At 63.3% G+C, this 25458-nt stretch carries 26 protein-coding genes; 16 read left to right on the forward strand and 10 right to left on the reverse strand.

The features are described 5' to 3' along the window. Window positions 1-15: 15 nt before the first annotated feature. The gene (locus tag EJ075_RS10440) at window positions 16-1182 is read left to right on the forward strand and encodes an FAD-binding oxidoreductase (protein WP_126104306.1); all 1167 of its coding nucleotides are present in this window, start codon (window positions 16-18) and stop codon (window positions 1180-1182) included. An 88-nt stretch (window positions 1183-1270) separates the two neighbouring features. Here EJ075_RS10440 and EJ075_RS10445 read toward each other — a convergent pair whose 3' ends face one another. Beyond that, the gene (locus EJ075_RS10445) at window positions 1271-1696 is read right to left on the reverse strand and encodes a GNAT family N-acetyltransferase (RefSeq protein WP_126104307.1); all 426 of its coding nucleotides are present in this window, start codon (window positions 1694-1696) and stop codon (window positions 1271-1273) included. Window positions 1697-1857: 161 nt separating this feature from the next. Between EJ075_RS10445 and leuD the strand changes: the two genes are divergently transcribed. Both leuD and EJ075_RS10455 read left to right on the forward strand, forming a co-directional pair. Continuing rightward, on the forward strand, window positions 1858-2463 hold the full coding sequence (gene leuD / locus EJ075_RS10450; protein ID WP_126104308.1) for a 3-isopropylmalate dehydratase small subunit: 606 nt from the start codon (window positions 1858-1860) through the stop codon (window positions 2461-2463). 61 nt (window positions 2464-2524) lie between these two features. Beyond that, entirely contained in the window at window positions 2525-3457 is a 933-nt protein-coding gene (locus tag EJ075_RS10455) for a hypothetical protein (RefSeq protein WP_126104309.1), read from the forward strand. Window positions 3458-3572: 115 nt separating this feature from the next. On the opposite strand, the gene EJ075_RS10460 is transcribed toward EJ075_RS10455, so the two are convergent. After that, complete coding sequence (locus EJ075_RS10460) at window positions 3573-4367, reverse strand: lytic transglycosylase domain-containing protein (protein WP_095484836.1); 795 nt, start codon at window positions 4365-4367, stop codon at window positions 3573-3575. A gap of 262 nt (window positions 4368-4629) precedes the next feature. On the opposite strand from EJ075_RS10460, the gene EJ075_RS10465 reads away from it, so the two are divergent. The 9 genes from EJ075_RS10465 to rpsP all read left to right on the forward strand — a co-directional run bounded on the left by EJ075_RS10465 (window position 4630) and on the right by rpsP (window position 13932). After that, window positions 4630-5877, forward strand: a complete 1248-nt coding sequence (locus tag EJ075_RS10465; protein ID WP_126104310.1) for an NAD(P)/FAD-dependent oxidoreductase — start codon at window positions 4630-4632, stop codon at window positions 5875-5877. 99 nt (window positions 5878-5976) lie between these two features. Further along, window positions 5977-7074: a putative zinc-binding metallopeptidase gene (locus EJ075_RS10470; protein ID WP_126104311.1), complete on the forward strand. Its 1098-nt coding sequence runs from the start codon at window positions 5977-5979 to the stop codon at window positions 7072-7074. 63 nt (window positions 7075-7137) lie between these two features. After that, the gene (locus EJ075_RS10475; RefSeq protein ID WP_126104312.1) at window positions 7138-7737 is read left to right on the forward strand and encodes a DUF1236 domain-containing protein; all 600 of its coding nucleotides are present in this window, start codon (window positions 7138-7140) and stop codon (window positions 7735-7737) included. A gap of 201 nt (window positions 7738-7938) precedes the next feature. Further along, window positions 7939-8883 (forward strand): CPBP family intramembrane glutamic endopeptidase, encoded by a 945-nt coding sequence (locus EJ075_RS10480; protein ID WP_126104313.1) that lies wholly within the window; start codon window positions 7939-7941, stop codon window positions 8881-8883. Window positions 8884-8951: 68 nt separating this feature from the next. Then, window positions 8952-9893 carry a glycosyltransferase gene (locus tag EJ075_RS10485; RefSeq protein ID WP_126104314.1) on the forward strand — a complete coding sequence of 314 codons (942 nt, stop codon included), beginning with the start codon at window positions 8952-8954 and terminating at the stop codon, window positions 9891-9893. Between the two features lie 214 nt (window positions 9894-10107). Next, a complete protein-coding gene (locus EJ075_RS10490) occupies window positions 10108-11094 on the forward strand; it encodes an IS5 family transposase (RefSeq protein WP_164547077.1) in 987 nt (328 codons plus the stop codon). Between the two features lie 443 nt (window positions 11095-11537). Continuing rightward, window positions 11538-13145 carry a signal recognition particle protein gene (ffh, locus tag EJ075_RS10495; RefSeq protein WP_126104316.1) on the forward strand — a complete coding sequence of 536 codons (1608 nt, stop codon included), beginning with the start codon at window positions 11538-11540 and terminating at the stop codon, window positions 13143-13145. A 7-nt stretch (window positions 13146-13152) separates the two neighbouring features. Next, window positions 13153-13479 (forward strand): chorismate mutase, encoded by a 327-nt coding sequence (locus EJ075_RS10500; protein WP_095484844.1) that lies wholly within the window; start codon window positions 13153-13155, stop codon window positions 13477-13479. Between the two features lie 51 nt (window positions 13480-13530). Then, window positions 13531-13932 carry a 30S ribosomal protein S16 gene (gene rpsP, locus EJ075_RS10505; protein WP_095484845.1) on the forward strand — a complete coding sequence of 134 codons (402 nt, stop codon included), beginning with the start codon at window positions 13531-13533 and terminating at the stop codon, window positions 13930-13932. Window positions 13933-14012: 80 nt separating this feature from the next. Here the strand turns inward: rpsP and EJ075_RS10510 are convergent, their stop codons facing one another. The 3 genes from EJ075_RS10510 to EJ075_RS10520 form a co-directional block, all read right to left on the reverse strand. Continuing rightward, window positions 14013-14276 (reverse strand): glycine zipper domain-containing protein, encoded by a 264-nt coding sequence (locus tag EJ075_RS10510; RefSeq protein ID WP_095484846.1) that lies wholly within the window; start codon window positions 14274-14276, stop codon window positions 14013-14015. Window positions 14277-14432: 156 nt separating this feature from the next. After that, window positions 14433-14843 carry a DoxX family protein gene (locus EJ075_RS10515; protein ID WP_095484847.1) on the reverse strand — a complete coding sequence of 137 codons (411 nt, stop codon included), beginning with the start codon at window positions 14841-14843 and terminating at the stop codon, window positions 14433-14435. Between the two features lie 134 nt (window positions 14844-14977). After that, window positions 14978-15883, reverse strand: coding sequence for a bestrophin family ion channel (locus tag EJ075_RS10520; protein WP_095484848.1), 906 nt, complete (start codon window positions 15881-15883; stop codon window positions 14978-14980). Between the two features lie 158 nt (window positions 15884-16041). On the opposite strand from EJ075_RS10520, the gene EJ075_RS10525 reads away from it, so the two are divergent. Then, the gene (locus EJ075_RS10525) at window positions 16042-16467 is read left to right on the forward strand and encodes an ACT domain-containing protein (protein WP_095484849.1); all 426 of its coding nucleotides are present in this window, start codon (window positions 16042-16044) and stop codon (window positions 16465-16467) included. A 117-nt stretch (window positions 16468-16584) separates the two neighbouring features. Here EJ075_RS10525 and EJ075_RS10530 read toward each other — a convergent pair whose 3' ends face one another. Next, window positions 16585-17619: an aspartate-semialdehyde dehydrogenase gene (locus EJ075_RS10530; RefSeq protein WP_095484850.1), complete on the reverse strand. Its 1035-nt coding sequence runs from the start codon at window positions 17617-17619 to the stop codon at window positions 16585-16587. A gap of 627 nt (window positions 17620-18246) precedes the next feature. On the opposite strand from EJ075_RS10530, the gene EJ075_RS10535 reads away from it, so the two are divergent. From EJ075_RS10535 to EJ075_RS10545, 3 genes are all read left to right on the forward strand, one after another. Then, complete coding sequence (locus EJ075_RS10535) at window positions 18247-20088, forward strand: DEAD/DEAH box helicase (protein ID WP_126104317.1); 1842 nt, start codon at window positions 18247-18249, stop codon at window positions 20086-20088. Window positions 20089-20385: 297 nt separating this feature from the next. Then, window positions 20386-21075: a DUF805 domain-containing protein gene (locus tag EJ075_RS10540; RefSeq protein WP_126104318.1), complete on the forward strand. Its 690-nt coding sequence runs from the start codon at window positions 20386-20388 to the stop codon at window positions 21073-21075. A 72-nt stretch (window positions 21076-21147) separates the two neighbouring features. Beyond that, window positions 21148-21795: a DUF805 domain-containing protein gene (locus tag EJ075_RS10545; protein WP_126104319.1), complete on the forward strand. Its 648-nt coding sequence runs from the start codon at window positions 21148-21150 to the stop codon at window positions 21793-21795. On the opposite strand, the gene EJ075_RS33515 is transcribed toward EJ075_RS10545, so the two are convergent. From EJ075_RS33515 to EJ075_RS10565, 4 genes are all read right to left on the reverse strand, one after another. Continuing rightward, window positions 21785-22006: a GNAT family N-acetyltransferase gene (locus tag EJ075_RS33515; protein ID WP_245458135.1), complete on the reverse strand. Its 222-nt coding sequence runs from the start codon at window positions 22004-22006 to the stop codon at window positions 21785-21787. The genes EJ075_RS10545 and EJ075_RS33515 overlap by 11 nt on opposite strands. Before the next feature lie 266 nt (window positions 22007-22272). Then, window positions 22273-23376: a 3-isopropylmalate dehydrogenase gene (gene leuB / locus EJ075_RS10555; protein ID WP_126104320.1), complete on the reverse strand. Its 1104-nt coding sequence runs from the start codon at window positions 23374-23376 to the stop codon at window positions 22273-22275. 214 nt (window positions 23377-23590) lie between these two features. Then, window positions 23591-23974, reverse strand: a complete 384-nt coding sequence (locus EJ075_RS10560) for a RidA family protein (protein ID WP_126107301.1) — start codon at window positions 23972-23974, stop codon at window positions 23591-23593. 124 nt (window positions 23975-24098) lie between these two features. Beyond that, entirely contained in the window at window positions 24099-25322 is a 1224-nt protein-coding gene (locus EJ075_RS10565; RefSeq protein ID WP_126104321.1) for an argininosuccinate synthase, read from the reverse strand. Window positions 25323-25458: the final 136 nt, after the last annotated feature.

The following is a 25458-nucleotide window of genomic DNA, read 5'->3' on the forward strand; positions in this document are numbered from 1 at the left end:
TGGAGAAGCGAAAAAGTGCGCTACGACGTCGTGATCATCGGCGGAGCCATCGTCGGCTCCTCGATTGCCTATTATCTGCGCGGGGAAGGATTTTCGGGCTCGATTGCGCTGGTCGAGCGCGACCCGCAATTCGCCCATGCGGCAACGACGCTGTCCTGCGCTTCCATTCGCCAGCAGTTTTCGATTCCCGAGAACATCCGCCTGTCTCAGTTCACGCTAAAACTGTTTCGGCGGCTGACGGAAGAGTTCGGCGCCGACGCCGATATCGGCTTTCGCGAGGGCGGCTATCTCATCCTTGCCGGCGAGAACGGGCTGCCGATTCTGCGGGCCAACCACGAGGCGCAGATGGCCGAGGGCGCCGACATCGTGCTTGAGGATGCGGATGCGTTGGTGCGTCGCTTCCCATGGCTGTCGGCCGAGGGCATCACCGCCGGCGCCTATGGCCGCAGCGGCGAAGGCTGGTTCGACGCGCATGCCATGCTGATGCTGTTCCGCAAGGCGCTGCGGGGCAAAAACATCGATTTCATCACCGCTGATGTGACCGGCATCGAGCGCCAGGGCGATCGTGTCACCAGCGTCAGCCTCGGCAATGGCGAGCGGCTCGAGGCCGGCATAGTCATCAACGCCGCCGGGCCGAATGCCGGCAAGGTGGCTGATATGGCCGGGCTGGCGCTGCCGGTGGAGCCGCGCAAGCGCAATGTCTTCGTCTTCGAGGCGCGCGAAAAATACGCCGACATGCCGCTGCTGGTCGATCCCTCAGGCATCTATGTCAGGCCGGAAGGCTCGGTCTACATCACCGGCGGTGCCGAGCCGGAAGAGGGCGACGGCCCCGCCGACCCCGGCGATTTCGAGCCCGACTGGCCGCTGTTCGAAGAGGTGATCTGGCCGGTGCTGGCGACCCGCATTCCCGCCTTCGAGGCGATCAAGCCGACACGCGCCTGGGCCGGCCATTACGATTACAACACGCTCGACCAGAACGCGGTGATCGGCCCGCATCCTGAGGTGAAGAATTTCCTGTTCGCCAACGGGTTTTCGGGTCACGGCCTGCAGCAGGCGCCGGCCGTCGGCAAGGCGCTGGCCGAGCTGATCGTGCATGGCGGCTACCGCACGGTGGATTGCACGGCGTTTGGGTACAGCCGTGTCGCCGAAGGGCGGGCGTTCAGGGAATTGAACGTGATTTGACGGAACGGCCGTGCAGAATAAACCGTTCTGTCGAGTTCCCGCCCACCCCCCTCTGGCATCAAAAGGTTCCGCACCGCAGGCCAGGCCGTCAACCCTCGCGGCCGAACCAGAAGGCGTCGGCCATCCGCGTCATGCCGATCCGCTCGTAGAAGCCGACGGCGTCGGGCACGGAAATCAGCGAGATGGCGACGGACGGCCCGAGCTGCCGCCGCACTTCGTCGAGCAGGCCCTTGCCGATGCCGAGCCCTTGCGCCGATTTGCAAACGGCGAGCTCGGAAATGTAGCACACCCAGGAAAAGTCGGTGATGCCGCGGGCGAGGCCAATCAGCGGCTTGCCAGGCGCATCGAGGCGCGCCGTCAACACCATATCCGCGCTGGCAAGCATCGTCTTCAAACGGGCTTCGTCATCGATGGGCCGGGTGGCGCCGAGGCCGGATTCCACCAGCACGCGGCGGAACTCGGCAGCGTCGAGGGCTGGTTCGCTGGCGTAGAGGATTTTGGATCGCGTTGTCATGCCGGTGAAAGTGCACCATAGGGCGGCGGTTTTGAAGCTGTTTGGTGCCGATCTTGTGTTCCGGACCACGAGCGAAGACAGCCGCCTTTTATTTGCCCGCCTCTTTGTGTAAACCGGGCGCCAACACATCCCCCGCAGCGAAAAGAAGACGGGCAAAGACCATGGAAAAATTCACCAAGCTCACCGGCGTCGCCGCGCCGATGCCGATCGTCAATGTCGACACCGACATGATCATCCCCAAGGATTATCTCAAGACGATCAAGCGCACCGGGCTCGGCAGCGGACTGTTCGCCGAAATGCGCTACAAGGACGACGGTTCGGAAAACCCGGACTTCGTGCTCAACAAGCCGGCCTATCGCAAGGCGCAGATCCTGGTCGCCGGCGACAATTTCGGCTGCGGCTCCTCGCGCGAGCATGCGCCGTGGGCGCTGCTCGATTTCGGCATACGCTGCGTCATCTCGACCTCGTTCGCCGACATTTTCTACAACAACTGCTTCAAGAACGGCATCCTGCCGATCACCGTCAGCCCGGAGGATCTGGAGAAGCTGATGGACGACGCTTCGCGCGGCTCCAACGCTACGGTGTCGGTCGACTTGGAAGCCAAGGAAATCCGCGGACCGGACGGCGGCGTGGTCAAGTTCGACCTCGACGACTTCAAGCGGCACTGCCTGCTCAACGGGCTCGACGACATTGGCCTGACCATGGAAAAGGCCGGCGCCATCGCCTCGTTCGAGAAGAAGAACGCCGAGCTGCGCCCCTGGGCCTGAACGGTGCGATGACCCCGGCTGCGACAGGCCGGGTTCGTGGCGGCTGAAGGGAGGGACAGTCATGACACGTTCGCTTCTTGCCGGCGCGTGCGCGCTGGCGTGGATTCTAACGTCGGTGGCTGGCGCGCATGCACAGACCGACATGGTGCTCGTGCCGGCTGACGATGCGTCAGGCGGGGCCGCCGACCAGGGCGCGTCGAGCAATGCGGCCCTAGCCGAAGATGACAGCCAAGCACCGGTCCCGTTCGAGGGCGGCCAGCTGACCATCACCCAGCAGGAAGAGTATGGCGAGAAGGTGCTGGCCTATGACGGCAAGCAGCTGGCCAGCAATTACGACGTCTTCTTCGACAGAATAGTCGAGGTCGGCGGCGTCAAGGTGGCGCTGGTCGATGTCGGCGACGGCGGCAATCAATGCGGCCCGGCCAAGGTGATCGTGTGGAAGCCGGAAGGCGGCATGATCCAGAGCATCACGGTCGAGCAGGACGAATGCGGCGCGCCGCCGGCCGCGGTGTCCGACAGCGCCATCTATTTCGTGCCTTATCTCTTGCCGGGAGCTTCGAAACCGACGCTGCAATGGTCGCCTACGGGCGGATTGTCGACCTCGGGCAATCTCACCTACATGCCGGAACCGGGCACCGGCTGGAAGGATATCGATCCGGCGAAATACGACAACATCATCGACGCCTTCCGCAATGAGGCCGTCTACAAGGCGGCTGAAAAGCTGCTCGGCAAGGACATGCCCGACATGGCGACCAGCCTGCTGGTCGGCGGCGGCACCGAGAAGACCGCCTCGGGCGGCGCCTTTTATGCCAGCGGCTGCGTGCCGCACGATTGCGGCGGCAATGACGGCTTCATGGCGGTCGATCCGGCCAACCAAAAGCTCTATTTCGCCCGCCGCGGCGACAAGCCCGAGCCGGACGCATGGCCGGCGCGGACCACGTGGCCGGCCGAGGTCATGGAAGCGATGGACAAGGCGCTCGGCTCGCCGAATTAGCTCCTCTGCTTCGCGCCGTCATCCCGGGTGCCGCCGAGCGGCGGCAGTCGTAACCTTAGAACATCAACAAAAAAGCCCGGCCATGGCCGGGCTTTCCGTCGAATAGAGATTTCTATCAATCGCCATCGATCGCCGTGGCCATGCGGGCGATGGCCTGTTGATAGACGCTCGCGGAATTCCAGCCAGCAATTGCGCCCATATTCGCCTGATAACCCGCGCCGGCCTGCCAACCATGACCCTTGAGGAAGTTGGCAGTGGAAGCCAACGCAGTGCTCTTGTCGCGCAGATTTTTGTTGCCGACTCCATACTTCAAAACGTTTCCGGGGAGGAACTGCGTGTGGCCAATCTCGCCATGAGCGGCACCGACCGACGAGGCGCTCAACGCTCCGCGATCAACCAGCTTCAGGGCTGCAACGCCATGCGGGTAAAAGAACTCCGGACGGCGGCAATCATAGGTAAGCGTTAAAATGGCAGAGACCGTATTCTGTTTGCCCATGGAGGCGCCGAAGCCAGTTTCCATACCCCAGATGGCGAGCAACACACCCGGCGGTACGCCGTAGGTCCGTTCGATCTTGTCGAACAGCGCCGCGTTCGACTTCTTCAGCGCACGGCCCTTGGCAATGATCGCAGATCCGCCACGGCGCTTCATGAAACTTTCCACCGAGCCGCTGAAAGCCTTATGAAGGGCGCGGTCGACGGCGATCGTCTTTGTTGCGTAGGTCGCGCGAGCCAGAGCGGCTAGACCCTTCGAGCCTACACCGTTGGCCCTAGCCTCCGCGGCGAAATCTGCCTTCCACGCTTCGAAGCCCGCACTCGTCTTGCCGCATTGGGCGGCCTGCGCACCTGTTGCCGCCGCAAGCATCATCAATGCTGCCGCTGCGTAAATCTTTCCCTTGGCAAGAAATGCCATGTTGCTCTCCTGGTTGCCTGGATCACGTCCCAAATACGAATTTGCCAGCGAAACGCTCGCTTGTCACTGTTGCAGCGGCGTTCGTCCACTTGGACGCAGTACGCTCTGACACTCTAATCTGCGCATCGTGCTTCCGAGAATCGGAACCGATTTTCGGGCCGATGCGCTAAGAAGTCGTTTACGTATCCCCGCCGCAGCGCTGGCGAATGCCGGAGAACTTGCTTACGATCAAGTAATTATTGTGGCGGGGGCTTGAATATTCATGGAAGACGTTGACGTCGTGGTCATCGGCGCTGGCTCGGCCGGACTTTCCGCCGCCAAGACCCTGCGTGCAGCCGGCCTTTCCTTCAAGCTGTTCGAAGCGATGAACCGGATCGGCGGCCGCGCCTGGACCAGCGATCAGCATTTTGGCGTTCCTTTCGACATCGGCTGCGCCTGGCTGCACGCGGCCGACCGCAATCCCTACTTTCCCGAGGCACAAGCCGCTCGCTGGACGCTCCACCATCACGACATGAATATCGATCATCTCTATTATCGCGACCGAAAGGCCAGCGAGGACGAAGAGGCCGCAATGAAGGCGGCCGATATCAGGCTGTTCGAGCTGCTGGCGGCGCATGAGGTCAAGGATGGCGACGACGACCGTCTTTCGGCGTTGCTCGCCAGGGGCCATGCGCCGCGCGCCGCCGCCACCTTCGCCGGGCCAATGGATTTCGGCGCCGACGAGGACGAGATATCGATCCGCGACTTTCAGGCCGCCGCCGATCTCGAGCCGAACTATTTCACCAAGGAGGGGTTCGGCGCATTGGTCGCCCGTTTCGGTGCCGACGTGCCGGTCGAGCTGTCGACGCCGGTGCGGAAAATCCTCTGGGACGTGCCTGGCGTCGCCTGCGTCACCGATCGCGGCACCATTCGCGCCAAGGCGGCCATCGTCACCGCCTCGCCGGCGGTGCTCGCCTTCGAGGAGATCGAATTCGCGCCGGCGCTGCCCGACACGCATTTCGCTGCCTTCTTCGACCTGCCGATGGGCATGCTGACCAAGCTGCCTGTGGAGATCAGGGGCACAAGGCTCGGGCTTGAGCCGTTCGATGACCTGCTGATCGAGCGGCTGGCCCGGCACGACATCTACTTCCTTTGCTTTCCCTTCGACCTCGACCTGATGGTCGGCTTCGTCGGCGGCGATTTCGCCTGGGAGATGTCGGCGGCGGGCGAGGCGGCAGGCGTCGACTTCGTCGTCGACCGGCTGTGCGCCATCTTCGGCGGCGACGTCAGAAAACATGTCGGGCGCGCCATGATGACCAATTGGGGCGGCGAGCGGTTCGTGCGCGGCGCCTATGCGGCGGCCCGGCCCGGCCGTTCGCGGGCGCGCGCCACGCTGATGCAGCCGGTGGCCGAAAAAATCTTCTTCGCCGGCGAGCATCTGGCCGGCCCGCTGATGCAGACCTGCGGCGGCGCCAGGCTATCGGGCGAGGCGGTGGCGAGAATGGTCGCCGCCCAGCTTGCGGCAAAATAGCATCGGCAGGAACGCCGGCCGCTGACGGGCGTTTGGGCGAAATGCCGCTCCGCACTATATCCGGGCCTGACGATTTAAGACCTGATGATTGAGATTGGGATGAAGCTGTTCGATTGTCCGCATTGCGGGCACCGCCTCTACTTCGAGAACGCCCAGTGCCTGAACTGCGCCAGCTCCGTGCTGTACGATCCCAGGCATGCGCGCTTCGTCTTGTCCGGCGCCGGCGGCGTTTTCCAGTGCACCAATGCCGACGAGTGCGCTTGCAACTGGATGGCGGAACCGGGTCATGCCTTCTGTCGCGCCTGCATGCTGAACCAGTTGATCCCGGACCTTTCGGTCGATGGCAACCGCCGTCGCTGGATCCGCGTCGAAGCGGCAAAGAAGCGGGCAATCTATTCGCTGCTCGCTGCCGGACTGCCGGTCGCACCCAAGCGGAACGCCGACGACGAGGTCGGCCTCGCCTTCGACTTCCTCGCCGATCCGATCGGCGGCGGTCCGGGTGGCGGACGTATCCTGACCGGCCATGGCAACGGCCTGATCACGCTCAATGTCGCCGAGGCGGACTCGGCCGAGCGCGAAAGACGGCGCGTCGAGATGGGCGAGAACTACCGCACTTTGCTCGGCCATTTCCGCCATGAGCTTGGCCACTACTACTGGGACCGCCTGATCCGCGACGACCCGCAACGGCTCACCGCCTTCCGCGCATTGTTCGGCGACGACCGCGTCGATTACGAGCAGGCGCTGAAGGCCTACCATGCCAATGGTGCTGTGCCCGACTGGCAGCAGGGCCACATTTCGGCCTATGCCACGTCCCATCCCTGGGAGGACTGGGCCGAGACATGGGCGCACCATCTGCACATCACCGACACGCTGGAGATGGTGCATGCGCTGAATTTCCCGCTCGGCCGGCTGGAAACCGTGGAGGCCAACGACCTGTCGCGGGGCGACACCGGCGGCGAGCTGCAACCGGCGCCGTCGGAACCTGCCGCCGTTCCCGAACCGTTCGAAAAGATCCTGGCCCGCTGGCTGGTGCTGTCGGAAGCGTCCAACTCGATCAACCGCTGCATGGGCCTGCCGGACCTCTATCCGTTCGTCATCTCCGAGGTGACCGCGCAAAAACTGGCTTTCGTCCATGAACTCCTGACCGGTGTGGCGAAAGAAACTGGAACAAAACGTGAGCCGGCCGAGGCATTTTAGCCGGAACGCATGAGGTGTTGTTTCGTTTTCGTTCGCGAGGGATTACGAAAACGGAGCGAAATCATGAAACGCATACTGCTTCCTGCCGTCGCTGGAGCGCTTGTCGCCATGTCGGGCGCAGCCTTGGCCGATACCGCCGTCTCGGCTGTCGCCGATCTCAACGTGCGCGCCGGCCCCGGCCCGCAATACCCGGTCATCGGCACGCTCGCTGCCGGTCAGTCGGCAACGCTCGAGGGCTGCATCCAAAACAGCAAATGGTGCACCATTGCGGAGGCCAATGGCCAGGGCTGGATCTATTCCGACTACGTGACGGCCGATTTCGGCGGCAACGACGTTGTCCTGACCCGGCGCCCGGCCGACGCAGGCATCGCCATCGTCGAAGCGCCCGCCGACATGGACTATGACGATACCTATACCGGAGCGATCGTCGCTGGCGAGCCGATCGAGCCGATCAGGCGGCCGCCGGCCGGAGTCCGCACCTATATCGACACGAACCGGCTCGACCCGGTCTATCTCGAGGGCGAGGTGGTTACGGGCGCGACCTTGCCCGATACCGTCGAGCTGCGCGAGATTCCGGACTATGACTACCGCTATGTCTATGTGAACGGCCAGCCGGCACTGGTCGATCCGGGCACCCGACGCATCATGTACGTCGAGCGCTGACATAACCAAGCAACCAGGCCGGCCGCTGGGGCAAGAGCAACGGCGGCCGCTTCGGTTCGATATCGTTTCATCCAGAGCTTCGCGCTGGAGCGGCGTGCCGCCGCTCCAGCTTTTTGAGCACCGGATTTTCCCAAAAACGGTTCCACTTTTGGGTCCGATGCTCTAGATCATGCGACCCGATGCATCAGGCAAGGAACCCGCGTGACGATCGATCCAACCGCTTTCGAGCGTTACCGGCATACTCCCAACGCCAAGACGACCCTGCCGCGCCTGCTGCTTGGAACGGCGATCGTCATCCTGTTCTGGGTCGCGACAACCGTCGCCGTGCTGTTCGGCGGCACCTATCTTTTTGTTATCTGGCAGGCATCATCGGCCCTGATAGAAGGAGGGGCGGTGCAGAATTTCATGGCTTCGCCCACCGGAATCCTCGCTGCGCTCGCCTCTTTTGCCGGAATCTGGCTCGGCCTGTGGGTTGCCATGCGCTGGGTCCATCGCGAGCCGCTGATGGCGCTGATCGGCACCAGCCGCCGCGTGTCGCGCTCGGGATTCCTCAAGGGATTGGCCGCGGTGCTGATCACATCGCTGCTCTCCGAAATCCTGCTCTATCTCTTGCAGCCCGAGATTGCGCGCGGTGCGATCGGCCTGTCGTCCTGGCTGCTGTTCCTGATCCCGATCGCTGCGCTGACCCTGCTGCAGACCTCGTCCGAGGAAGTGCTGTTCCGCGGCTATCTCCTCAGGGGCCTGGCCAACCGGTTTAAAAACCCCTTTATCTGGGCATTGCTGCCAGGACTTCTGTTCACCTCGATGCATTGGAGCCCAAGCTCGAGCGCCGCCATCAACGCCTGCGTTCTGGCCTCGATCGCCGCTTTTGCGCTGCTCCTGACGCTTGTGGTCTATGTCACCGGCAATCTCGGCGCGGCCTTCGGCGCTCATCTCGGCAACAATCTGACCGGCTTCCTGCTTATTTCGCACCAGCAAAGCTATAATTCCTTCGCCCTGTTCAACGCCAAGCCGCTCGAAGGCGCCGGCTGGACGACGCTTGATGCCGTCCTCATCGCGGCGATCGGCATCGTCTGCAGCCTGTTGACGATCCTGCTGCTGCTGCATCCGCGCTCGCCGCTGAAGGTCGAGCTGGACAGACCATGATCCCAAAAAGTGGAAACCGGTTTTTTGGGTAAGATCATGGTCAAGCAAAAACCTGGCGGGCCAAGCTGATGCGCATCGCACTGGCGGTGACCGGAACCATCCCCTCCAGGGGCTATGGCGGCACCCAGCGCCAGGTCGACTGGTTGGCTGGGGAATTTGCCCGGCTTGGCCATCGCGTCGTGCTGATTGTCGATCCCGGCTCAAGCCACCCGCTTTGCGAGGTGCGGCATGCATCTTCGGAAGCGCAATGCCGGGCCGCCATCCCCGCGGACGCCGATATCGTCCACTTTCACAGCTGGTTTCTCGACGTTCCCTTCCCGACCCTCAACACCGCGCATGGCTTTTCCCCGGAAAAGCCCAGGCCGCAGGCAAACTGGAGTTTCGTCAGCGCCAGCCACGCGCGCAACCACGGCAGGAAGACCTTCGTCTACAACGGCTTTCCGACTGACACCTACCGCCTGGCCGGTTCGAAGAACGACCACCTTCTGTTTCTCGCCGGCATCGCGCGCGCCAGCAAGAATCTGAATCGCGCGGTCGATCTCGCGAAAAAATTCGATTTCCCCCTCGATATCGCCGGCGGCTCGCGCTGGAAGCTTTTGACGCGCAGCCAGGTCCGGCGCGATGGCGTCTTCTTCAAGAGCCTGGGCAGCCGCTTTCGCTTCCATGGCGTCGTTGATGGTGAGGAAAAGCTTCGCCTGCTGGGCGCGGCAAAGGCCTTTCTCAACCCGATCGCCTGGGAAGAGCCGTTCGGAATGGCGCCGGTCGAGGCCATGCTGTGCGGAACGCCGGTGCTGACGACGCGGCGCGGCGCCATGCCCGAGATCGTCGACGACGACACCGGACGGTTCTTCGACAGCGATGAGGAATTTGCTGCGGCCCTCGACGCGATCGCCGGCCTTTCCCCGCAGCGCTGCCGGGACTCTGCCGTCGACCGATTTCCAATCTCCCGCACCGCAAAGGGCTATCTCGATCTCTATGCCCGGATCCTCGACGGCGAAACGCTGCCATGACCGCCCCTTTTTTCCTTCTCCCCTTGTGGGAGAAGGTGGATTGGCGCGCAGCGCCAAGACGGAAGAGGGGTGCTGGACGGAGCGCCTTCCATGCCAAGCTGGAACACCCCTCATCCGACCGAGCTTTCGCTCGGCCACCTTCTCCCACAAGGAGACCTTTGCACAGAAGCCGAACGGTGATTCTGTGGTGAAGGTTGGAGCAGGGAGATTCGGGATGGCGGATCGTGTTTTGGGTCAGTTGAGTCTGGCGGACGGTCTGGCGGCGTCGGATGAGACGATTTTCGACCTAGTATCGAAGGAACTGGACTGGGCGCCGATCCGAACATTGCTGGGTCAGCGCAGCGGTCCTGGCTCGGGCAACACCAGCTATCCGGCGGAACCGCTGGTGCGCTGTCTTTTGCTGGGCATGTGGCATGGGCTGAGCGATCCGGCGCTTGAGGCGCAGATCCGGGACCGATTGTCGTTCCGCCGCTTTGCCGGTTTCAGCCTTTCGGACCGCACGCCCGACCATTCGACACTGTGGCGCTTCCGCGAGGAGCTGACGCGTGAGCGACTGATCGACAAGGTCTTTGAGGAGATCAACCGTCAGCTGGAGGAGAAGGGCCTGATCGTCAAGCGCGGCACCTTGGTCGATGCCACGTTCCTGCAGGCTCGTGGCCGTCCGCCCAAGCAGCCGAAAAAGGGCCACCAAGGTCCGGTCAAGCCGTCGGCCGACAAGGATGCGCGTTGGGGCAAGAAGGGCAAGAAGAGCACCTTCGGCTACAAGATGCACATCGGCGTCGACCAGGAGCACACCTTGATCCGGCGTGTCGAGGCGAGCGACGCCTCGGTCACCGACACCGAGCCGGCCGACCAGTTGATCTGCGGCGACGAGAAGGCGGCCTATGGCGATCAAGCCTATTACACCCACGCCCGCCATGCCCGGCTCGCCGCCGCCAACATTAAGGACCGGCTGATGCGGCGGCCCAACAAGCATCACCCCGAGTTGCCGCCGCGCCACAAGCTGCGCAACCGGCTGATCGCCAAGGTGCGGGCGGCAGTGGAGCGGCCTTTCGCCGTGTTCAAGGAGCGTTACGGCATGCGACGCCTGCGCTTCTTCAACCTCACCACCAACCGCACGCAGTGCATACTGGCCGCCTGCGCTTACAATCTGCGCACCATGATTGGCGTCCTCTATCCACCCGATGAGAGGCGGACATGAGGGAGGAGTGCGTCCACAATCCGGCAGGATGGCTGCCTAAACCGACAAAGGCCTCGCAAGGGCCGCGGAAAACCGCTCTGCCGGCCTTCAAAAAGGCCCTCACTGACCACCGAAATCCACTTCGCTCCCCGTGCAAAGCCCTCACAAGGGGAGAAGGGAAGGGCCTGACCTGGCCATATCACGTCCGTACCTTGACTCCGCGGCCGATTTCCTGTCTACACGCCGCGAATTCCGCGACGAGTATCCCTCCGAGCAAGCCGACCGGGACGCCGAAACCTCGTTGAGGTGACGTGCTGTAAATCGATCCTGGAGGCCAACATCCGGCAGCGCTGTGCGCCCCCGGGTGCTTTTTGGCTTTGGACTTTTGCTCGGACTGTTTGGACACTGGGCGCGAACGCATTACCTCTCGGGCATCATCGGGGTGCCAGGGAAAAGGAAAAAGAATGTTTGAATCGCTACAGGAACGTCTTGGCTCGATCCTGAACGGCCTCACCGGCCGCGGTGCCCTGTCCGAGGCCGATGTCTCGGCGGCGCTGCGCGAGGTGCGCCGTGCGCTGCTCGAGGCAGACGTGGCACTGGAAGTAGTGCGTTCCTTCACCGACAAAGTGCGCGAGAAGGCCGTCGGCGCCGCCGTGGTGAAGTCGATCAAGCCCGGCCAGATGGTCGTCAAGATCGTTCATGACGAGCTGGTCGAGATGCTGGGCGCCGAGGGCGTCGCCATCGACCTCAACGCACCGGCTCCGGTCGTCATCATGATGGTTGGCCTGCAGGGCTCCGGCAAGACGACGACATCGGCCAAGATCGCCAAGCGCCTCAACGAGCGTCAGAACAAGAAGGTCCTGATGGCCTCGCTCGACACGCGGCGTCCCGCCGCGCAGGAGCAGCTCCGTCAGCTCGGCGAGCAGGTCAAGGTCGCCACGCTGCCGATCGTCGAGGGCCAGACGCCGGTCGACATCGCCCGCCGCGCCGTGCAGGCGGCAAAGCTCGGCGGCCATGACATCGTGATCCTCGACACCGCCGGCCGCACCCATATCGATGAGCCGCTGATGGTCGAGATGGCCGACATCAAGAAGGTGTCGTCGCCGCACGAAATCCTTTTGGTCGCCGATTCGCTGACCGGCCAAGACGCCGTCAATCTGGCGAAAAGCTTCGATGAGCGCGTCGGCATCACCGGACTGGTGCTGACCCGCATGGATGGCGACGGCCGTGGTGGTGCAGCACTTTCCATGCGCGCCGTCACCGGCAAGCCGATCAAGCTGATCGGCACCGGCGAGAAAATGGACGGGCTGGAGGAATTCCATCCCAAGCGCATCGCCGACCGCATCCTCGGCATGGGCGACATCATCAGCCTCGTCGAAAAGGCTGCCGAAAACATCGACGCCGAACAGGCGGCGGCGATGGCCAAGAAGATGCAGTCGGGCAAGTTCGACCTGAACGACCTTGCCGGCCAGCTTCAGCAGATGTCGAAGATGGGTGGCATGGGCGGCATCATGGGCATGATGCCGGGCATGGGCAAGATGAAGGACCAGATGGCCGCCGCCGGTCTCGACGACAAGATGTTCGGCCGCCAGCTCGCCATCATCTCGTCGATGACCAAGGCCGAGCGCGCCAACCCCGACATTCTGAAGCACTCGCGCAAGAAGCGCATCGCCGCCGGCTCCGGCACCGATGCGGCCGAAATCAACAAGCTCCTGAAGATGCACCGCGGCATGGCCGACATGATGAAGGCGATGGGCGGCAAGGGCAAAGGTGGTGGCCTGATGCGCGGCATGATGGGCGGCCTGGCGCAGAAGATGGGCCTCGGCGGCATGATGCCAGGGGGTATGGGCGGCCCGGGCGGCATGATGGGCGGCGGCATGCCGGACCTGTCCAAGATGGATCCCAAGCAGCTCGAAGCCTTGCAGAAGCAGGCGCAGGCAGCCGGTCTCGGCGGCATGAAGGGCCTTCCCGGCGGCCTTCCCAGTGGTGGCGGCCTGCCCGGGCTGCCCGGCGGCATGAAGCTTCCTGGTTTGGGCGGTGGCGGGCTGCCCGGACTCGGCAAGAAGAAGTGAGGGCGCCATGAACGAAGAAAAGGACATGGCCGACGCACGTGCGGCGCTGGTCGACTACCGCGCCTCGATCGACAACATCGACGCGGCGCTCATCCACATGCTGGCCGAGCGTTTCCGCTGCACCAAGGCGGTCGGCGTGCTGAAGGCGTCGCATGGCCTGCCGCCGGCCGATCCGGCGCGGGAGCAGCAGCAGATCGCCCGCCTTCGCCAACTGGCGAAGGACGCCCATCTCGACCCGGATTTCGCGGAGAAGTTCCTGAACTTCGTCGTCCGCGAAGTGATCCGGCATCACGAGCAGATCGCCGCATCAAACGGCGTTACGAAAACCGGCTGACAACAATCATAAACCCCGATCAACGAAAATAAGAGTTTTAGGAGAAAAGAAATGCCACTGAAAATCCGACTGGCCCGTGCGGGCTCGAAGAAGCGTCCCTATTACCACGTCGTCGTCGCCGACGCCCGTTCGCCGCGCGACGGCCGTTTCATTGAGTCGCTCGGCTCGTGGAACCCGCTGCTCCCCAAGGACGGCGAGCGCGTCAAGGTCGACGCCGACCGCGTCAAGCATTGGCTCGAGCACGGCGCCCAGCCGACTGACCGCGTGCTGCGCTTCCTCGACGAGGCCGGCATTGCCAAGCGAGAGGCCCGCTCCAACCCGAAGAAGGCCGAGCCCGGCAAGAAGGCGCAGGAACGCGCCGCACTTCTGAAGAAGGCTCAGGAAGACGCAGCCGCCGCTGTTGCCGCCGCGGCAGCCGCGCCGGCCGAGGCGGAAGCCGCGACCGCCGAATAATTCGCTTTCTATCCCCTACGAAACGGCGGGCGCTTTTGTCCGCCGTTTTGCTGTTTCGTCCGATTTATGACGTGGCCCGATCAATAGCCTTCCGGGCAGCGGGCGATGTAGACACGCCCATTGCGACCGCGATAGCGGCACTGGCCGCTTTCCGTGGCACGACCGATCAGTGCGCCGGCGACGGCGCCGACAGCACCACCGACCAGCGCACCTCCAACTGCGTCATCGGCCACTGCAGCACCGACCGCAGCGCCGCCCAGGCCACCGACCGCAGCGCCCTGTTCTGTCCGGGAGCAGGCTGCGAGCGAGGTTGCCAATACCATCAGGACTACCAGTTTCTTCATTGTCGTTCCTCCCAAAACGGGGTTTTTCCGTCCTCACCGCCACATCTCCTAACTCGCAACCGGGCGATTTGATCCAAAGGCAACGAAGAAGGGCAGCGGCAGAAAGCGCCCTCTCTGGTGGCGCGACCGCCATAGAACGGCTTTCGAGACCGCCGCTTAACGCGTGAAAGGGATCAGCGCGCGCACCCTGGGATCGCGCAGGAAAAGGCCGCCCCACAGGATGACGCCGAGATAGACGCCGAACAGTGTGTGCGAGAATAGCGGGCTGCCGATACGTATATGGGTCGCGATCGCGCCGCCGAGATAGGCGGTGAGCAGGATGGCGCCGAGCACCGAGGTGCGCGGCACCGCATAGAGCGCGGTCGAGACCAGCCCGATGACGCCGAGCATGCGCGAGACGTTGGGATCGGCCGGCCAGCCGAGCTCAACCATGGTCTGGGTGACGATATCGAGCGGCGGCAGCTTGATGACGCCGTCGAAGATCATGAACAGCACGATGAGGGCGCTGAGCCCGCGGCCGGTCCACAGCGCGCGCGGCGTGACGGATGCTGTTGGAGAAATGGTCATTGATGTTCCCTTCGGCTGTTTTGAGCACTGATCCTCTTAGCCAGGACCCGAACCAAGGACGCGGCGTGAGATGGCGATCCGACACGCCTCTGGTTTTTGGGCGCGCGGTGCTGCGATGGGCGCGGGAACAAACCCTAGGAAAAATAGAACTTTTCGGCGGGGATCATTTTCGGCGGCGCCTCGCCGAGCGCCTCGAACACCGAGATTTCACAGACGCGGCAAAGGCCGTCGAGGGCGAGATCGTTGGCCTCGGTGCCGAACGGGTCCTCCAGTTCTTCCGAAAGCGCGTCGAGGCCGAAGAAGGTGTAGGCGATCAGCGCGGTGAACAGCGGCGTCGCCCAGCCGGCCGTCGAAGCGAGCCCAAACGGCAGCAGCAGGCAGAAGATATAGGCGGTGCGCTGCAGGAGCAGCGTGTAGGCAAACGGAAGCGGTGTTCCCATGATGCGCTCGCAGCCGGCCTGCGCTGCGGCGATTTCAGCCAGGCGCTCGTCGAGGATGCGATAGCCCATGACGTCGATCGCCCCGGACTTGTACAGCGCGGCGGCTCGCTCGCCCATCCGCCGCACCATGGCGTCGGGCGGGTTGGCCGCGCTGGCGGCTTTTTCGGCTTCGTCGCCGATGAACGCGCGTGCATCCGACGTGGCGTCCACCCGCCTGAGCAGGCCGCGCAGGAAGTGGCAGAAGGCGATCGCCTCCATCAAGAAGCCACGCAGTTCCGCCCGGTTTTCGATCAGCCCGGTACTGGCACGTGCCAGATTGCGGATGTCGAAGACAAGCTGGCCCCACAGCTTGCGCGCCTCCCACCAGCGGTCATAGGCGGCATTGTTGCGGAAGCCGAGATAGATCGACAGCGCCACACCGAGCAAGGCGAACGGCGCGGGGCCGGCATTGCCGAAATCGAGCTTCAGCGCCCTGACCGCCAGCACCACCAGCGCGCCATAGACGCCGAAGCCGAAGATTTGCGGCAGGATGCGCGGCACCACCGAGCCGCGCATGATGAAGAACAGATGCAAGAATCCCGGCCGCGGGCGAACGATCATCGAAACCCCTTTCACGGACCGACAATGGTCCTGAATCGGTTACATTGTGCGATGCAGTACACGAACAAGCCCGGCCGCCAGCGACATGGCGATGTCGTCTTGCCGGTTTGGGGCAAAGTAAATTATCGAAAATCCGCAAGACACTCGGGAGCAAATCGATGGCCGGCGAGACCGATCTGAAAAAACTGCTGGCGACGATGGCGCCGGAATTGCGACCCGGCATCCATGTCTTCGCCAAACTGCCGCCCGATGCGCCCATGCCAGACAGCCTCGAGCCGGTGATGCTGTTTCGCGAGCGCGAGGGCACGACGGTGATCGCGCTTGAAGAGAAAGCCAAGGCCGCTGGCCTGGAAACCGTCTTCCGCTGCCGGATGGTGACGCTGAACATCCATTCGTCGCTGGAGGCGGTAGGCTTCCTCGCCGCCATCACCACGCGTCTGGCCGCCGCCGAAATCGGCGTCAATCCGGTCTCGGCCTTCTATCACGACCATTTGTTCGTCCCGGCCGACCGGGCGGAGGAGGCGATAGATGTGCTGCGGAGGCTGGCGGAGGAGAATCGGGGGGTGACTACCTTTCCCCCGTGAGCTGGGAGAAGGGAGCTATCCGGCCGAAGGCCGAGCCCGCGTCCGCGGGCCGCCGGCTGTCCGGCGCCCCCGCGGAGGGCCCGCCGCGGCAGCGGCGATACGGCCCGTGAGCGAAAACTAAGCCGCCTTCTTCTTCGGCTGGATCAGTCCGCGCTCGATCAGCAATTCGGCGATCTGCACCGCGTTGAGTGCGGCGCCCTTGCGCAGATTGTCGGAGACGATCCACATCGACAGGCCATTGTCGATGGTCGAATCTTCGCGAATGCGCGAGATGAAGGTGGCATCCTCGCCGGCCGAATCCAGCGGCGTGATGTAGCCGCCGTCCTCGCGCTTGTCGAGAACCTGACAGCCTGGCGCCTCGCGCAGAATCTCACGTGCCTCGTCTGCGGTTATCGGCTTTTCGAACTCGATGTTGACCGCTTCCGAATGGCCGATGAACACCGGCACGCGCACGCAGGTCGCCGTCAGCTTGATCTTGGGGTCGAGCATCTTTTTGGTTTCGGCCACCATCTTCCACTCTTCCTTGGTGAAGCCGTCGTCGAGGAAGACGTCGATGTGCGGGATGACGTTGAAGGCGATGCGCTTGGTGAACTTCTTGACGTCGACCTGGTCGGCGACGAAAACCGCGCGTGTCTGCGTGAACAGCTCGTCCATGCCTTCCTTGCCGGCGCCGGATACCGATTGATAGGTGGCGACGACGACGCGCTTGATGGTGGCGAAGTCGTGCAGCGGCTTCAGCGCCACGACGAGCTGCGCCGTCGAGCAATTCGGGTTCGCGATGATGTTCTTGCGCGTGAACAGCGAAATCGCGTCCGGGTTCACTTCCGGCACGATCAGCGGCACGTCCTGGTCATAGCGGAAGGCCGACGAATTATCGATGACGACGCAGCCCTGCTTGCCGATCTTTGGCGACCATTCCTTCGAGACATTGCCGCCGGCCGACATGATGCAGATGTCGGTGTCGGAAAAATCATATTGGTCGAGCGTCCTGACCTTCAGCGTGCGGTCGCCGAACGACACTTCCGTGCCCTGGCTGCGCCGCGAGGCCAGCGCCACCACCTCGCTCACCGGAAAGCCGCGCTCTTCCAGTATGTTGAGCATTTCCCGGCCCACATTGCCCGTGGCGCCGACGATTGCAACCTTGAAACTCATCGAAATCTCCTGTCCTCTCCGCTCGGTTTTTGGAGAAAACCCGCCGGCCGATGCGGGTTTCAACCCCCGGGCCGGACCCGGGAGAGGGTGGTTAGGCCAAGGGAACTCAGACCGTTTTAGTGGTCGTTTTAGCCGTAGTTTTGCTGGAACGAGGAGACGCGCCGACGCGCCCGGCCCAATGGTTTGCATTGCGGCCGGGGAGGTCGAATGCAAGAAGCGCCATCAAAAGGCCGCGCATCGAAACTATCCCGTTCGGTGCCGGCTTTTACGCGGTTTGCGTAAAGAGTCAATCGCGACGAGCGAGGCGGCAACGCAATCGCGAGGTTGAATAGCCTGCCCCTTTTTGGGCGTTTGCGCTGCCCCTCACCCTTACCCTCTCCCCGTGAAAAACGGGGAGAGGGGTCGCCGGCGTTGCGGCTAAGCCCTTTCTCCCCGTTCTTCTCGGGGAGAAGATGCCGGCAGGCAGATGAGGGGCAGCGCCGACATTGACAATTGATCGCGGTTTTTTGCGCACCCTGTACAATGATGGTCGCGCGAAGTACGAACGGCCAAGATTGTTTGGCTGGCGCTGCGCCGGCCCCGGCATGCGCTCCGATGAGCACAGACCTTGAATTCCGAAAGAAGCATATGTCCAATTTCGAAGCTATTGTCCCCGCGCTGGCAAAGGCGCTGGAAAACCGCGGCTATGTCGAGCTGACGCCGGTGCAGGAGGCGGTTCTCGATCTCGGGCAGGCCGATGCGCTGGTTTCGGCGCAGACCGGCTCCGGCAAGACCGTCGCCTTCGGGCTGGCTCTGGCGCCGACCCTTCTGGATGGCGCCGAACGCTTTTCGCATGCCGCGGCGCCGCTGGCGCTGGCTGTCGCGCCGACGCGGGAACTGGCCCTGCAGGTGACGCGCGAGCTGGAATGGCTCTACGAACTGACCGGCGCAGCGATAGCGTCCTGCGTTGGCGGCATGGACATGCGCACCGAGCGGCGCACGCTGGAACGCGGTGCCCACATCGTCGTCGGCACGCCTGGCCGACTGCGCGACCACATCACTCGGCATTCGCTCGACATGTCGGCGCTGAAGGCAGTGGTGCTCGACGAAGCCGACGAGATGCTCGATCTCGGCTTTCGCGAGGATCTCGAATTCATTCTCGACGCTGCCCCAGCCGAGCGCCGCACGCTGATGTTTTCGGCCACCGTGCCGCGCTCCATCGCCACGCTGGCCAAGGGCTACCAGCGCGATGCGGTGCGCATCTCGGCCTCCGGCGAGGAGAAGCAGCATCTCGACATCGAATACCGGGCGCTGAGCGTGGCCCAGGCCGACCGGGAAAACGCCATCATCAACGTGCTGCGCTATTACGAGGCGAAGAACGCACTGGTGTTCTGCAACACGCGCGCTGCCGTCAATCACCTGACCGCGCGCTTCAACAACCGCAACTTTTCCGTCGTGGCGCTTTCGGGCGAGCTGAGCCAGAACGAGCGCAGCCACGCGCTGCAGGCGATGCGCGACGGCCGCGCAAAAGTCTGCATCGCCACCGACGTGGCGGCGCGCGGCATCGATCTGCCCAACCTCGAACTGGTGATCCACGCCGACCTGCCGACCAACCCGGAGACGCTGCTGCACCGAAGCGGGCGGACGGGGCGGGCGGGACGCAAAGGCGTCAGCGCGCTGATCGTGCCCAACAGTGCCCGCAGGCGCACCGAACGCCTGCTGCAAAGTGCCGGCCTTGCGGCGACATGGGCAAGCCCGCCTTCAGCCGACGACGTCCTGCGCCGCGACGACGAGCGCATCCTCGCCGACCCGGTTTTCACCGAGCCCGTGTCGGACGACGAGCGCGGCTTCGTCAATGCGCTTCTCGACCAACGTGGCGCCGAACTGGTGGCGGCGGCCTTCGTGCGTCTCTGCCGCTCCAGCCGCTCGGCGCCCGAGGATCTTTTGGACGTCGCTCCGTTCACGCCGTCGGGTGACAAGTTTGCGCGCAGGGACGAGGCGCCAAGCCGCCGCGACGATTTCGGCGACAGCGTCTGGTTCTCGCTGTCGGTGGGGCGCCGGCAGAATGCCGAGCCGCGCTGGCTGATCCCGATGCTGTGCCGGACAGGCGGCATCAGCAAGCGCGAGATCGGCGCCATCAAGATGCAACCGGAGGAAACCTTCGTGCAGATCGCGGCCGACTGGGCCGACCGGTTTCTCCAGGCGATCGGCCCGGATCGCAAGCTGCAGAACAACATCGCGGTGAAGCGGCTGGACGGCATGCCCGACCTGTCGCGGGCCGGCTATCAGGAACCACGGCCGGACAAGAAACCGCATCGTGGCAAGCGGGCATTCGACCAGAACGCGCCCAAATTCGAGAAGCGCGCGGCGCCGGCCGGACAGCGCGATGCCGCGCTCGAGGCAAAACCCTGGGCGAAGAAGCCGGGCAAGCCGAAGTTCGAGACCAGCGGATCGCCGAAACACAAGAAAGCGAAGAAGCGGCCGGGTTAGGTCCTCGACACGGTGATTCCGTCAGGCCGATACGACGCGAACGTCGACAGTTCCTTTCTATAGCAGAGACCCTGGGATCTATGCGGTAACAGGAAGAAGACCGTAGCGTCGGCGATCCTTCGCGCCCCCCTCTGTCCGGCAGGACAGAGGGGGCGCTGTCCCGCCGACGCCTCCCGCAAAGTTCTCCACCACCGCATTGTCGTGACACAGGTCGATGCACTGCATTTCGCAGACACCCCTTGCGATCCGCCGCAACTCTAGACAGTCTGGGCGAGACGCGAATGGGGGTGGGCAAGCATGCGCGGCGAGGTTCTTCACTATGACGAGACCCAAGGCTTCGGTTTCATCACCGGAGCGGACGGCAACCGCTACAGCTTCGCGCGCGAGAGTCTGCGCCGCGAGACGTCGGTGGCCAAGGGCGCGCTCGTTGAGTTCCAGCCGGGTGGCGGGCATGCGCGCGATGTCTTTTCGATTAACGCCCTGACGGCTGCGGCCGGTGCTCCTGCTGCTGCGGCCGCGCCCTCTCGGACCGGCAACGCGCCTGAAGCGCCTAAGCCGCAACATTTCGGCCGTTTCGCTGAAAATGGTCCCGCCACCGGCCTGTGGAGCTACTTCTGGCGAGGTCTGACTGAAAATTACTTCAATTTCGCCGGACGTGCCCGCCGCAAGGAATATTGGGGTTATTTCCTGTTCTGGACGATCGCGCTGACCGTGGTCGTCGGCATCGGCCTCTTCATCGACGACGCCATGGGCAATATTGACGACTTGCCGGCAGTGACGGTCGGCCTTTGCGGCGCGTTTGTGCTGGCGACAATCCCGCCATGGATCGGACTGAATGTGCGGCGCCTGCATGACATCGGCTTGACCGGCTGGCTTTTTCTCGTGGTGCTCATCCCGACCATCGGCGGGCTGATCGTCCTGGTCTTCGCGCTGATCCCGTCGCAGGCCCGTGAAAACCAGTGGGGCCCGGCGCCGGCCGGCGTCTAACCTAAAACGTGCATCTTGCAATTACATACAACTACTGATAGTGCAAAACGGCACAGCATTTGGGGCAAGGCAATGCGCGGCACGGTGTATCATTATGACCAGGATCAGGGTTTTGGATACATCAATGGAGCCGACGGCAAGCGTTACATCGTCGGGCATGAGGATCTGAGTCCCGGCGTGGCGTTGGTCAGAGGCGCGCCCGTCGAGTTTCAGCCGGACGATGGGACTGCGCGCGCCGTCATTGCAGGAAGGCCAAGCGCTGCCGAATCCCGCAACCTCATTCCCCGTGGCGTTGAACCTGCCCAATCCACCACCGGATTATGGACGTATTTCTGGCGCGCATTCAAAGTGAGACTTGTCAGCTTCACCGGCCGTGCCCGCCGCAAGGAATTTTGGGGCTTTTTTCTGTTCACGCTGATCGTGTTCTTCGCGCTTTTTGCGTTCGGCGTTCTCATCGATGCAGCGATCACAGCTATCGTAGGCGACCTGGAATTTGGAGCTTTGGGTTATGCGCCAGCCTTCGTGTTCCTGCTTCTGACTGTCTTGCCGTGGTTTGCCCTTATGGTACGACGCCTGCACGACATCGGCCTGAGCGGCTGGTTCGTTTTGCTGTACTTCGTTCCCGGCTTCAACACGCTGGGTGTGTTGGCCCTTGGGCTTATCCCATCCAAGGTCGGCGAAAACCCTTGGGGGCCGGTGCCGGCGGGCGTCAGGATTTAATCGCGATCGCCTTCAGCGTTTCGCCCGACAGCCTGAGAAATACTTTCTGGCCGTGCCGCTCGGCACCCAGCCCGTCACAGAAGCGCAGCGCACCTTCGTTCCAGTCCTCGGTGGTCAGGTCGATGCGGCCGATGCCTTCACGCAGACAATGGCCGGCGAGGAACGCAATCAGCGCCCGACCGACACCGGCATTGCGGACGTTTTCCCGCACGAACAGATCCTTGAGGAACAGCAGCCGTCGAGATCGATGCCGGGATGTGCGATCGCAACCGACGCAAGCCCGCAAATCTCGCCCTCGGCGAAGGCGAGTGCGAAATGCGGATAGGCGGGCTTTCCTGGTCAAGCCATTTCTGCGAGGCAGACAGAGCCCGGTCGGCATCGATCGGCGCTGCCGGTAATGCACCGCCATCTCGCACAGCATGGTGGCGAGTGTCGCCGCATCCCCGGCCGTCGCCAGCGGACGCCGACCGCCATAGATCAGCCCAGGAACTTTGCGATGATCGCGTCGCCCATCTCGGTGGTGCCGACCTCGGTCATGCCTGGCGAATGAATATCCCTGGTGCGCAGGCCGTCGTCGAGCACGGCGGCGATGGCGCTTTCCAGACGGTCTGCTTCGGTTACCATGCCGAAGGAATAGCGCATGCACATGGCGAAGGAGGCGATCATGGCGATCGGATTGGCGATGCCCTTGCCTGATATGTCGGGCGCCGAGCCATGCACCGGCTCGTAGAGCGCCTTGCGCTTTTTCGTCTTGGCATCCGGCGCGCCGAGCGACGCCGAAGGCAGCATGCCGATCGAGCCGGTCAGCATGGCGGCGATGTCGGACAGCATGTCGCCGAACAGATTGTCGGTGACGATGACGTCGAACTGCTTGGGCCAGCGCACCAGCTGCATGCCGCCGGCGTCGGCCAGCATGTGATCGAGCTTGACGTCTGCATAGCGCGCCTTGTGGGTCTGGGTGACGACCTCGTTCCACAAAACGCCTGATTTCATCACATTGCGCTTTTCCATCGAGGTGACGTGGTTCTTGCGTGTCCGCGCCAGCTCGAAGGCGACGCCGGAAATGCGCTCGATCTCGAACGTGTCGTAGACCTGCGTGTCGATGCCGCGCTTCTGGCCGTTGCCGAGATCGATGATCTGCTTCGGCTCGCCGAAATAGACGCCGCCGGTGAGCTCGCGCACGATTAGAATGTCGAGACCCTCGACCACGTCCTGCTTGAGCGAGGAGGACGCCGCCAGCGCTGGATAGCAGATGGCCGGCCTGAGATTGGCGAACAGCTCCATATCCTTGCGCAGCCGCAGCAACCCGGCTTCCGGGCGCACTTCATAGGGCACCGCATCCCATTTCGGCCCGCCGACGGCGCCGAACAGCACCGCGTCGGCGGCCTTCGCCTTGGCCATGTCGGCATCGGAAATCGCCGCCCCATGCGCGTCATAGGCGCAGCCGCCGACGAGCCCCTCATCGGTGACGAAACCACTGCCGAGCTTGTCGTTCATGGCTGATATCAGCTTCTTCACCTCGGCCATGGCCTCGGGGCCGATGCCGTCGCCGGCGAGCAGGAGAAGATTTTTCGAAGCCATCAGAACCGTCCTAATTGTGGCGCATGACCCCGAAATCGAAATCGATTTCGGAAAGGATCATGCGCAGAAACAAAATTCTACAGCGTCCTTTGCGCGTCCAAAAGGACGCGCGGCGCTGTCGTGAGCCGCGGCCTTGCTAAACGCCAAGCGGCCTATGCGCAAGCTTTTGGTTCAGAGCATCTTTGGCGATCCTTGGCGCCCCGCACCGCCGCGCTCAGGCCGTGCGCTTGAGTGCCGTCACCTCGATCTCGATCTTCATTTCCGGCTTGTTGAGCTGGCAGACGATCATCGTCGCCGCCGGCCTGATGTCGCCAAAGGCTTCGCCGAGGATCGGAAAGACGATGTCCACGAAAGCCGCATCGGTGACGTAGTAATGCGCCCGCACCACATCGGCCATCTCGAAGCCGCCGTCCTGCAACGCCTTGGCGATCGTCGCCAGGCAATTGCGCGTCTGCGCCTCGACCGTCTCGGGTATCGACATGGTCGCATAGTCGTAGCCGGTCGTTCCGGAAACGAAACACCAGTCGCCCTGCACCACGGCGCGCGAATAACCGGCGGCCTTCTCGAAGGGCGAGCCGGTGGAGATCAGTTTTCGCATGGTTTCCATCGCATATTCCTCAGGCAATGTTGAGCTGAAGATGTGCCTTTCGGCTGCAGGCCGGCCGCCACAGTCCCTTTAAGGCTCAGTCAGAGAGCCAAATCCCTCTGTACAGAGGAACTGGCTAGCTTTTTCGACTACGCGCCGCCAGCGTCCTTAGCCTCAGCGCGTTGAGGCGGATGAACCCTTCGGCGTCCTTCTGGTCGTAGGCGCCACGATCGTCCTCGAAGGTGACCAGCGCATCGGAATAGAGCGTCTTCTTCGACTTGCGGCCGGTGACGATGACGTTGCCCTTGTAGAGCTTCAGCCGCACCGTGCCTTCGACATCTTCCTGGCTCTTGTCGATCATCGCCTGCAGCATCAGGCGCTCAGGCGCAAACCAGAAGCCATTGTAGATCAGCTCGGCATAGCGCGGCATGAACTCGTCCTTGAGGTGGGCGGCGCCGCGGTCGAGCGTGATCGATTCGATCGCCCGGTGGGCGGCGATAAGGATGGTGCCGCCGGGGGTCTCGTAGACGCCGCGCGATTTCATGCCGACGAAACGGTTCTCGACCAGGTCGAGCCGGCCGATGCCGTTGTCGCGGCCGAGATCGTTGAGCGCCGCCAGCATCGTCGCCGGCGACAGTTTCTTGCCGTTGAGCGCGATCGGATCGCCCTTCAGGAATTCGATTTCGATCTCGGTGACCTCGTCCGGCGCGTCCATCGGCGAGATGGTGCGCTGGTGGACGAATTCCGGCGGCTCGGTCCACGGGTCTTCCAGCACCTTGCCCTCGGAAGACGAGTGCAGCAGGTTGGCGTCGACCGAAAACGGCGCATCGCCCTTCTTGTCCTTCGGCACCGGAATCTGGTGCTGCTCGGCGAAGTTGATCAGGTCGGTGCGCGATTTGAACGACCAATCGCGCCATGGCGCGATGACCTTGATGTCAGGGTTGAGCGCATAGGCCGCGAGCTCGAAGCGGACCTGATCGTTGCCCTTGCCGGTGGCGCCGTGGGCGATCGCATCAGCGCCGGTCTCGTTGGCGATCTCGACGAGGTGCTTGGAGATCAGCGGGCGGGCGATCGAGGTGCCGAGCAAATAGGTGCCTTCATAGACGGCATTGGCGCGGAACATCGGGAAAACGAAGTCGGAAACGAACTCCTCGCGAACATCCATGATACGGATGTCCTTGATGCCCATCATCTCGGCCTTGCGCCGCGCCGGCTCCAGCTCGCCGCCCTGGCCGAGGTCGGCGGTGAAGGTGACGACTTCGGCGCCGAGCTCGGTCTGTAGCCATTTCAGGATGATCGAGGTGTCGAGGCCGCCGGAATAGGCGAGCACGACTTTCTTGACGGCTTTTGCTTTTGACATTTTGGGCGGTTCCGCGACAGGAGTTCTCGGCGGGCGAGGTATCACGGGCTTTCCAGGCTGCGCAAGAGACGAACGGTGTTCAGGCCGTCGGTGAAGCTGCCGATCTCCCCCGCAAGGGGGGAGATCGGATGTCGCC

The sequence above is a fragment of the Mesorhizobium sp. M6A.T.Cr.TU.016.01.1.1 genome (assembly GCF_003952585.1).
Classification (GTDB): domain Bacteria; phylum Pseudomonadota; class Alphaproteobacteria; order Rhizobiales; family Rhizobiaceae; genus Mesorhizobium; species Mesorhizobium mediterraneum.

Coding starts and splice junctions, on each gene's coding strand:
- EJ075_RS10460 (WP_095484836.1), bottom strand. CDS start 4,367: ATGGCATTTCTTGCCAAGGGAAAGATTTACGCAGCGGCAGCATTGATG.
- EJ075_RS10540 (WP_126104318.1), top strand. CDS start 20,386: ATGCGCGGCGAGGTTCTTCACTATGACGAGACCCAAGGCTTCGGTTTC.
- EJ075_RS10510 (WP_095484846.1), bottom strand. CDS start 14,276: ATGAAGAAACTGGTAGTCCTGATGGTATTGGCAACCTCGCTCGCAGCC.
- EJ075_RS10445 (WP_126104307.1), bottom strand. CDS start 1,696: ATGACAACGCGATCCAAAATCCTCTACGCCAGCGAACCAGCCCTCGAC.
- leuD (WP_126104308.1), top strand. CDS start 1,858: ATGGAAAAATTCACCAAGCTCACCGGCGTCGCCGCGCCGATGCCGATC.
- EJ075_RS10515 (WP_095484847.1), bottom strand. CDS start 14,843: ATGACCATTTCTCCAACAGCATCCGTCACGCCGCGCGCGCTGTGGACC.
- EJ075_RS10530 (WP_095484850.1), bottom strand. CDS start 17,619: ATGAGTTTCAAGGTTGCAATCGTCGGCGCCACGGGCAATGTGGGCCGG.
- EJ075_RS10490 (WP_164547077.1), top strand. CDS start 10,108: ATGGCGGATCGTGTTTTGGGTCAGTTGAGTCTGGCGGACGGTCTGGCG.
- EJ075_RS10520 (WP_095484848.1), bottom strand. CDS start 15,883: ATGATCGTTCGCCCGCGGCCGGGATTCTTGCATCTGTTCTTCATCATG.
- ffh (WP_126104316.1), top strand. CDS start 11,538: ATGTTTGAATCGCTACAGGAACGTCTTGGCTCGATCCTGAACGGCCTC.
- leuB (WP_126104320.1), bottom strand. CDS start 23,376: ATGGCTTCGAAAAATCTTCTCCTGCTCGCCGGCGACGGCATCGGCCCC.
- EJ075_RS10525 (WP_095484849.1), top strand. CDS start 16,042: ATGGCCGGCGAGACCGATCTGAAAAAACTGCTGGCGACGATGGCGCCG.
- EJ075_RS10455 (WP_126104309.1), top strand. CDS start 2,525: ATGACACGTTCGCTTCTTGCCGGCGCGTGCGCGCTGGCGTGGATTCTA.
- EJ075_RS10470 (WP_126104311.1), top strand. CDS start 5,977: ATGAAGCTGTTCGATTGTCCGCATTGCGGGCACCGCCTCTACTTCGAG.
- EJ075_RS10475 (WP_126104312.1), top strand. CDS start 7,138: ATGAAACGCATACTGCTTCCTGCCGTCGCTGGAGCGCTTGTCGCCATG.
- EJ075_RS10485 (WP_126104314.1), top strand. CDS start 8,952: ATGCGCATCGCACTGGCGGTGACCGGAACCATCCCCTCCAGGGGCTAT.
- rpsP (WP_095484845.1), top strand. CDS start 13,531: ATGCCACTGAAAATCCGACTGGCCCGTGCGGGCTCGAAGAAGCGTCCC.
- EJ075_RS10560 (WP_126107301.1), bottom strand. CDS start 23,974: ATGCGAAAACTGATCTCCACCGGCTCGCCCTTCGAGAAGGCCGCCGGT.
- EJ075_RS10465 (WP_126104310.1), top strand. CDS start 4,630: ATGGAAGACGTTGACGTCGTGGTCATCGGCGCTGGCTCGGCCGGACTT.
- EJ075_RS10500 (WP_095484844.1), top strand. CDS start 13,153: ATGAACGAAGAAAAGGACATGGCCGACGCACGTGCGGCGCTGGTCGAC.
- EJ075_RS10535 (WP_126104317.1), top strand. CDS start 18,247: ATGTCCAATTTCGAAGCTATTGTCCCCGCGCTGGCAAAGGCGCTGGAA.
- EJ075_RS10565 (WP_126104321.1), bottom strand. CDS start 25,322: ATGTCAAAAGCAAAAGCCGTCAAGAAAGTCGTGCTCGCCTATTCCGGC.
- EJ075_RS10545 (WP_126104319.1), top strand. CDS start 21,148: ATGCGCGGCACGGTGTATCATTATGACCAGGATCAGGGTTTTGGATAC.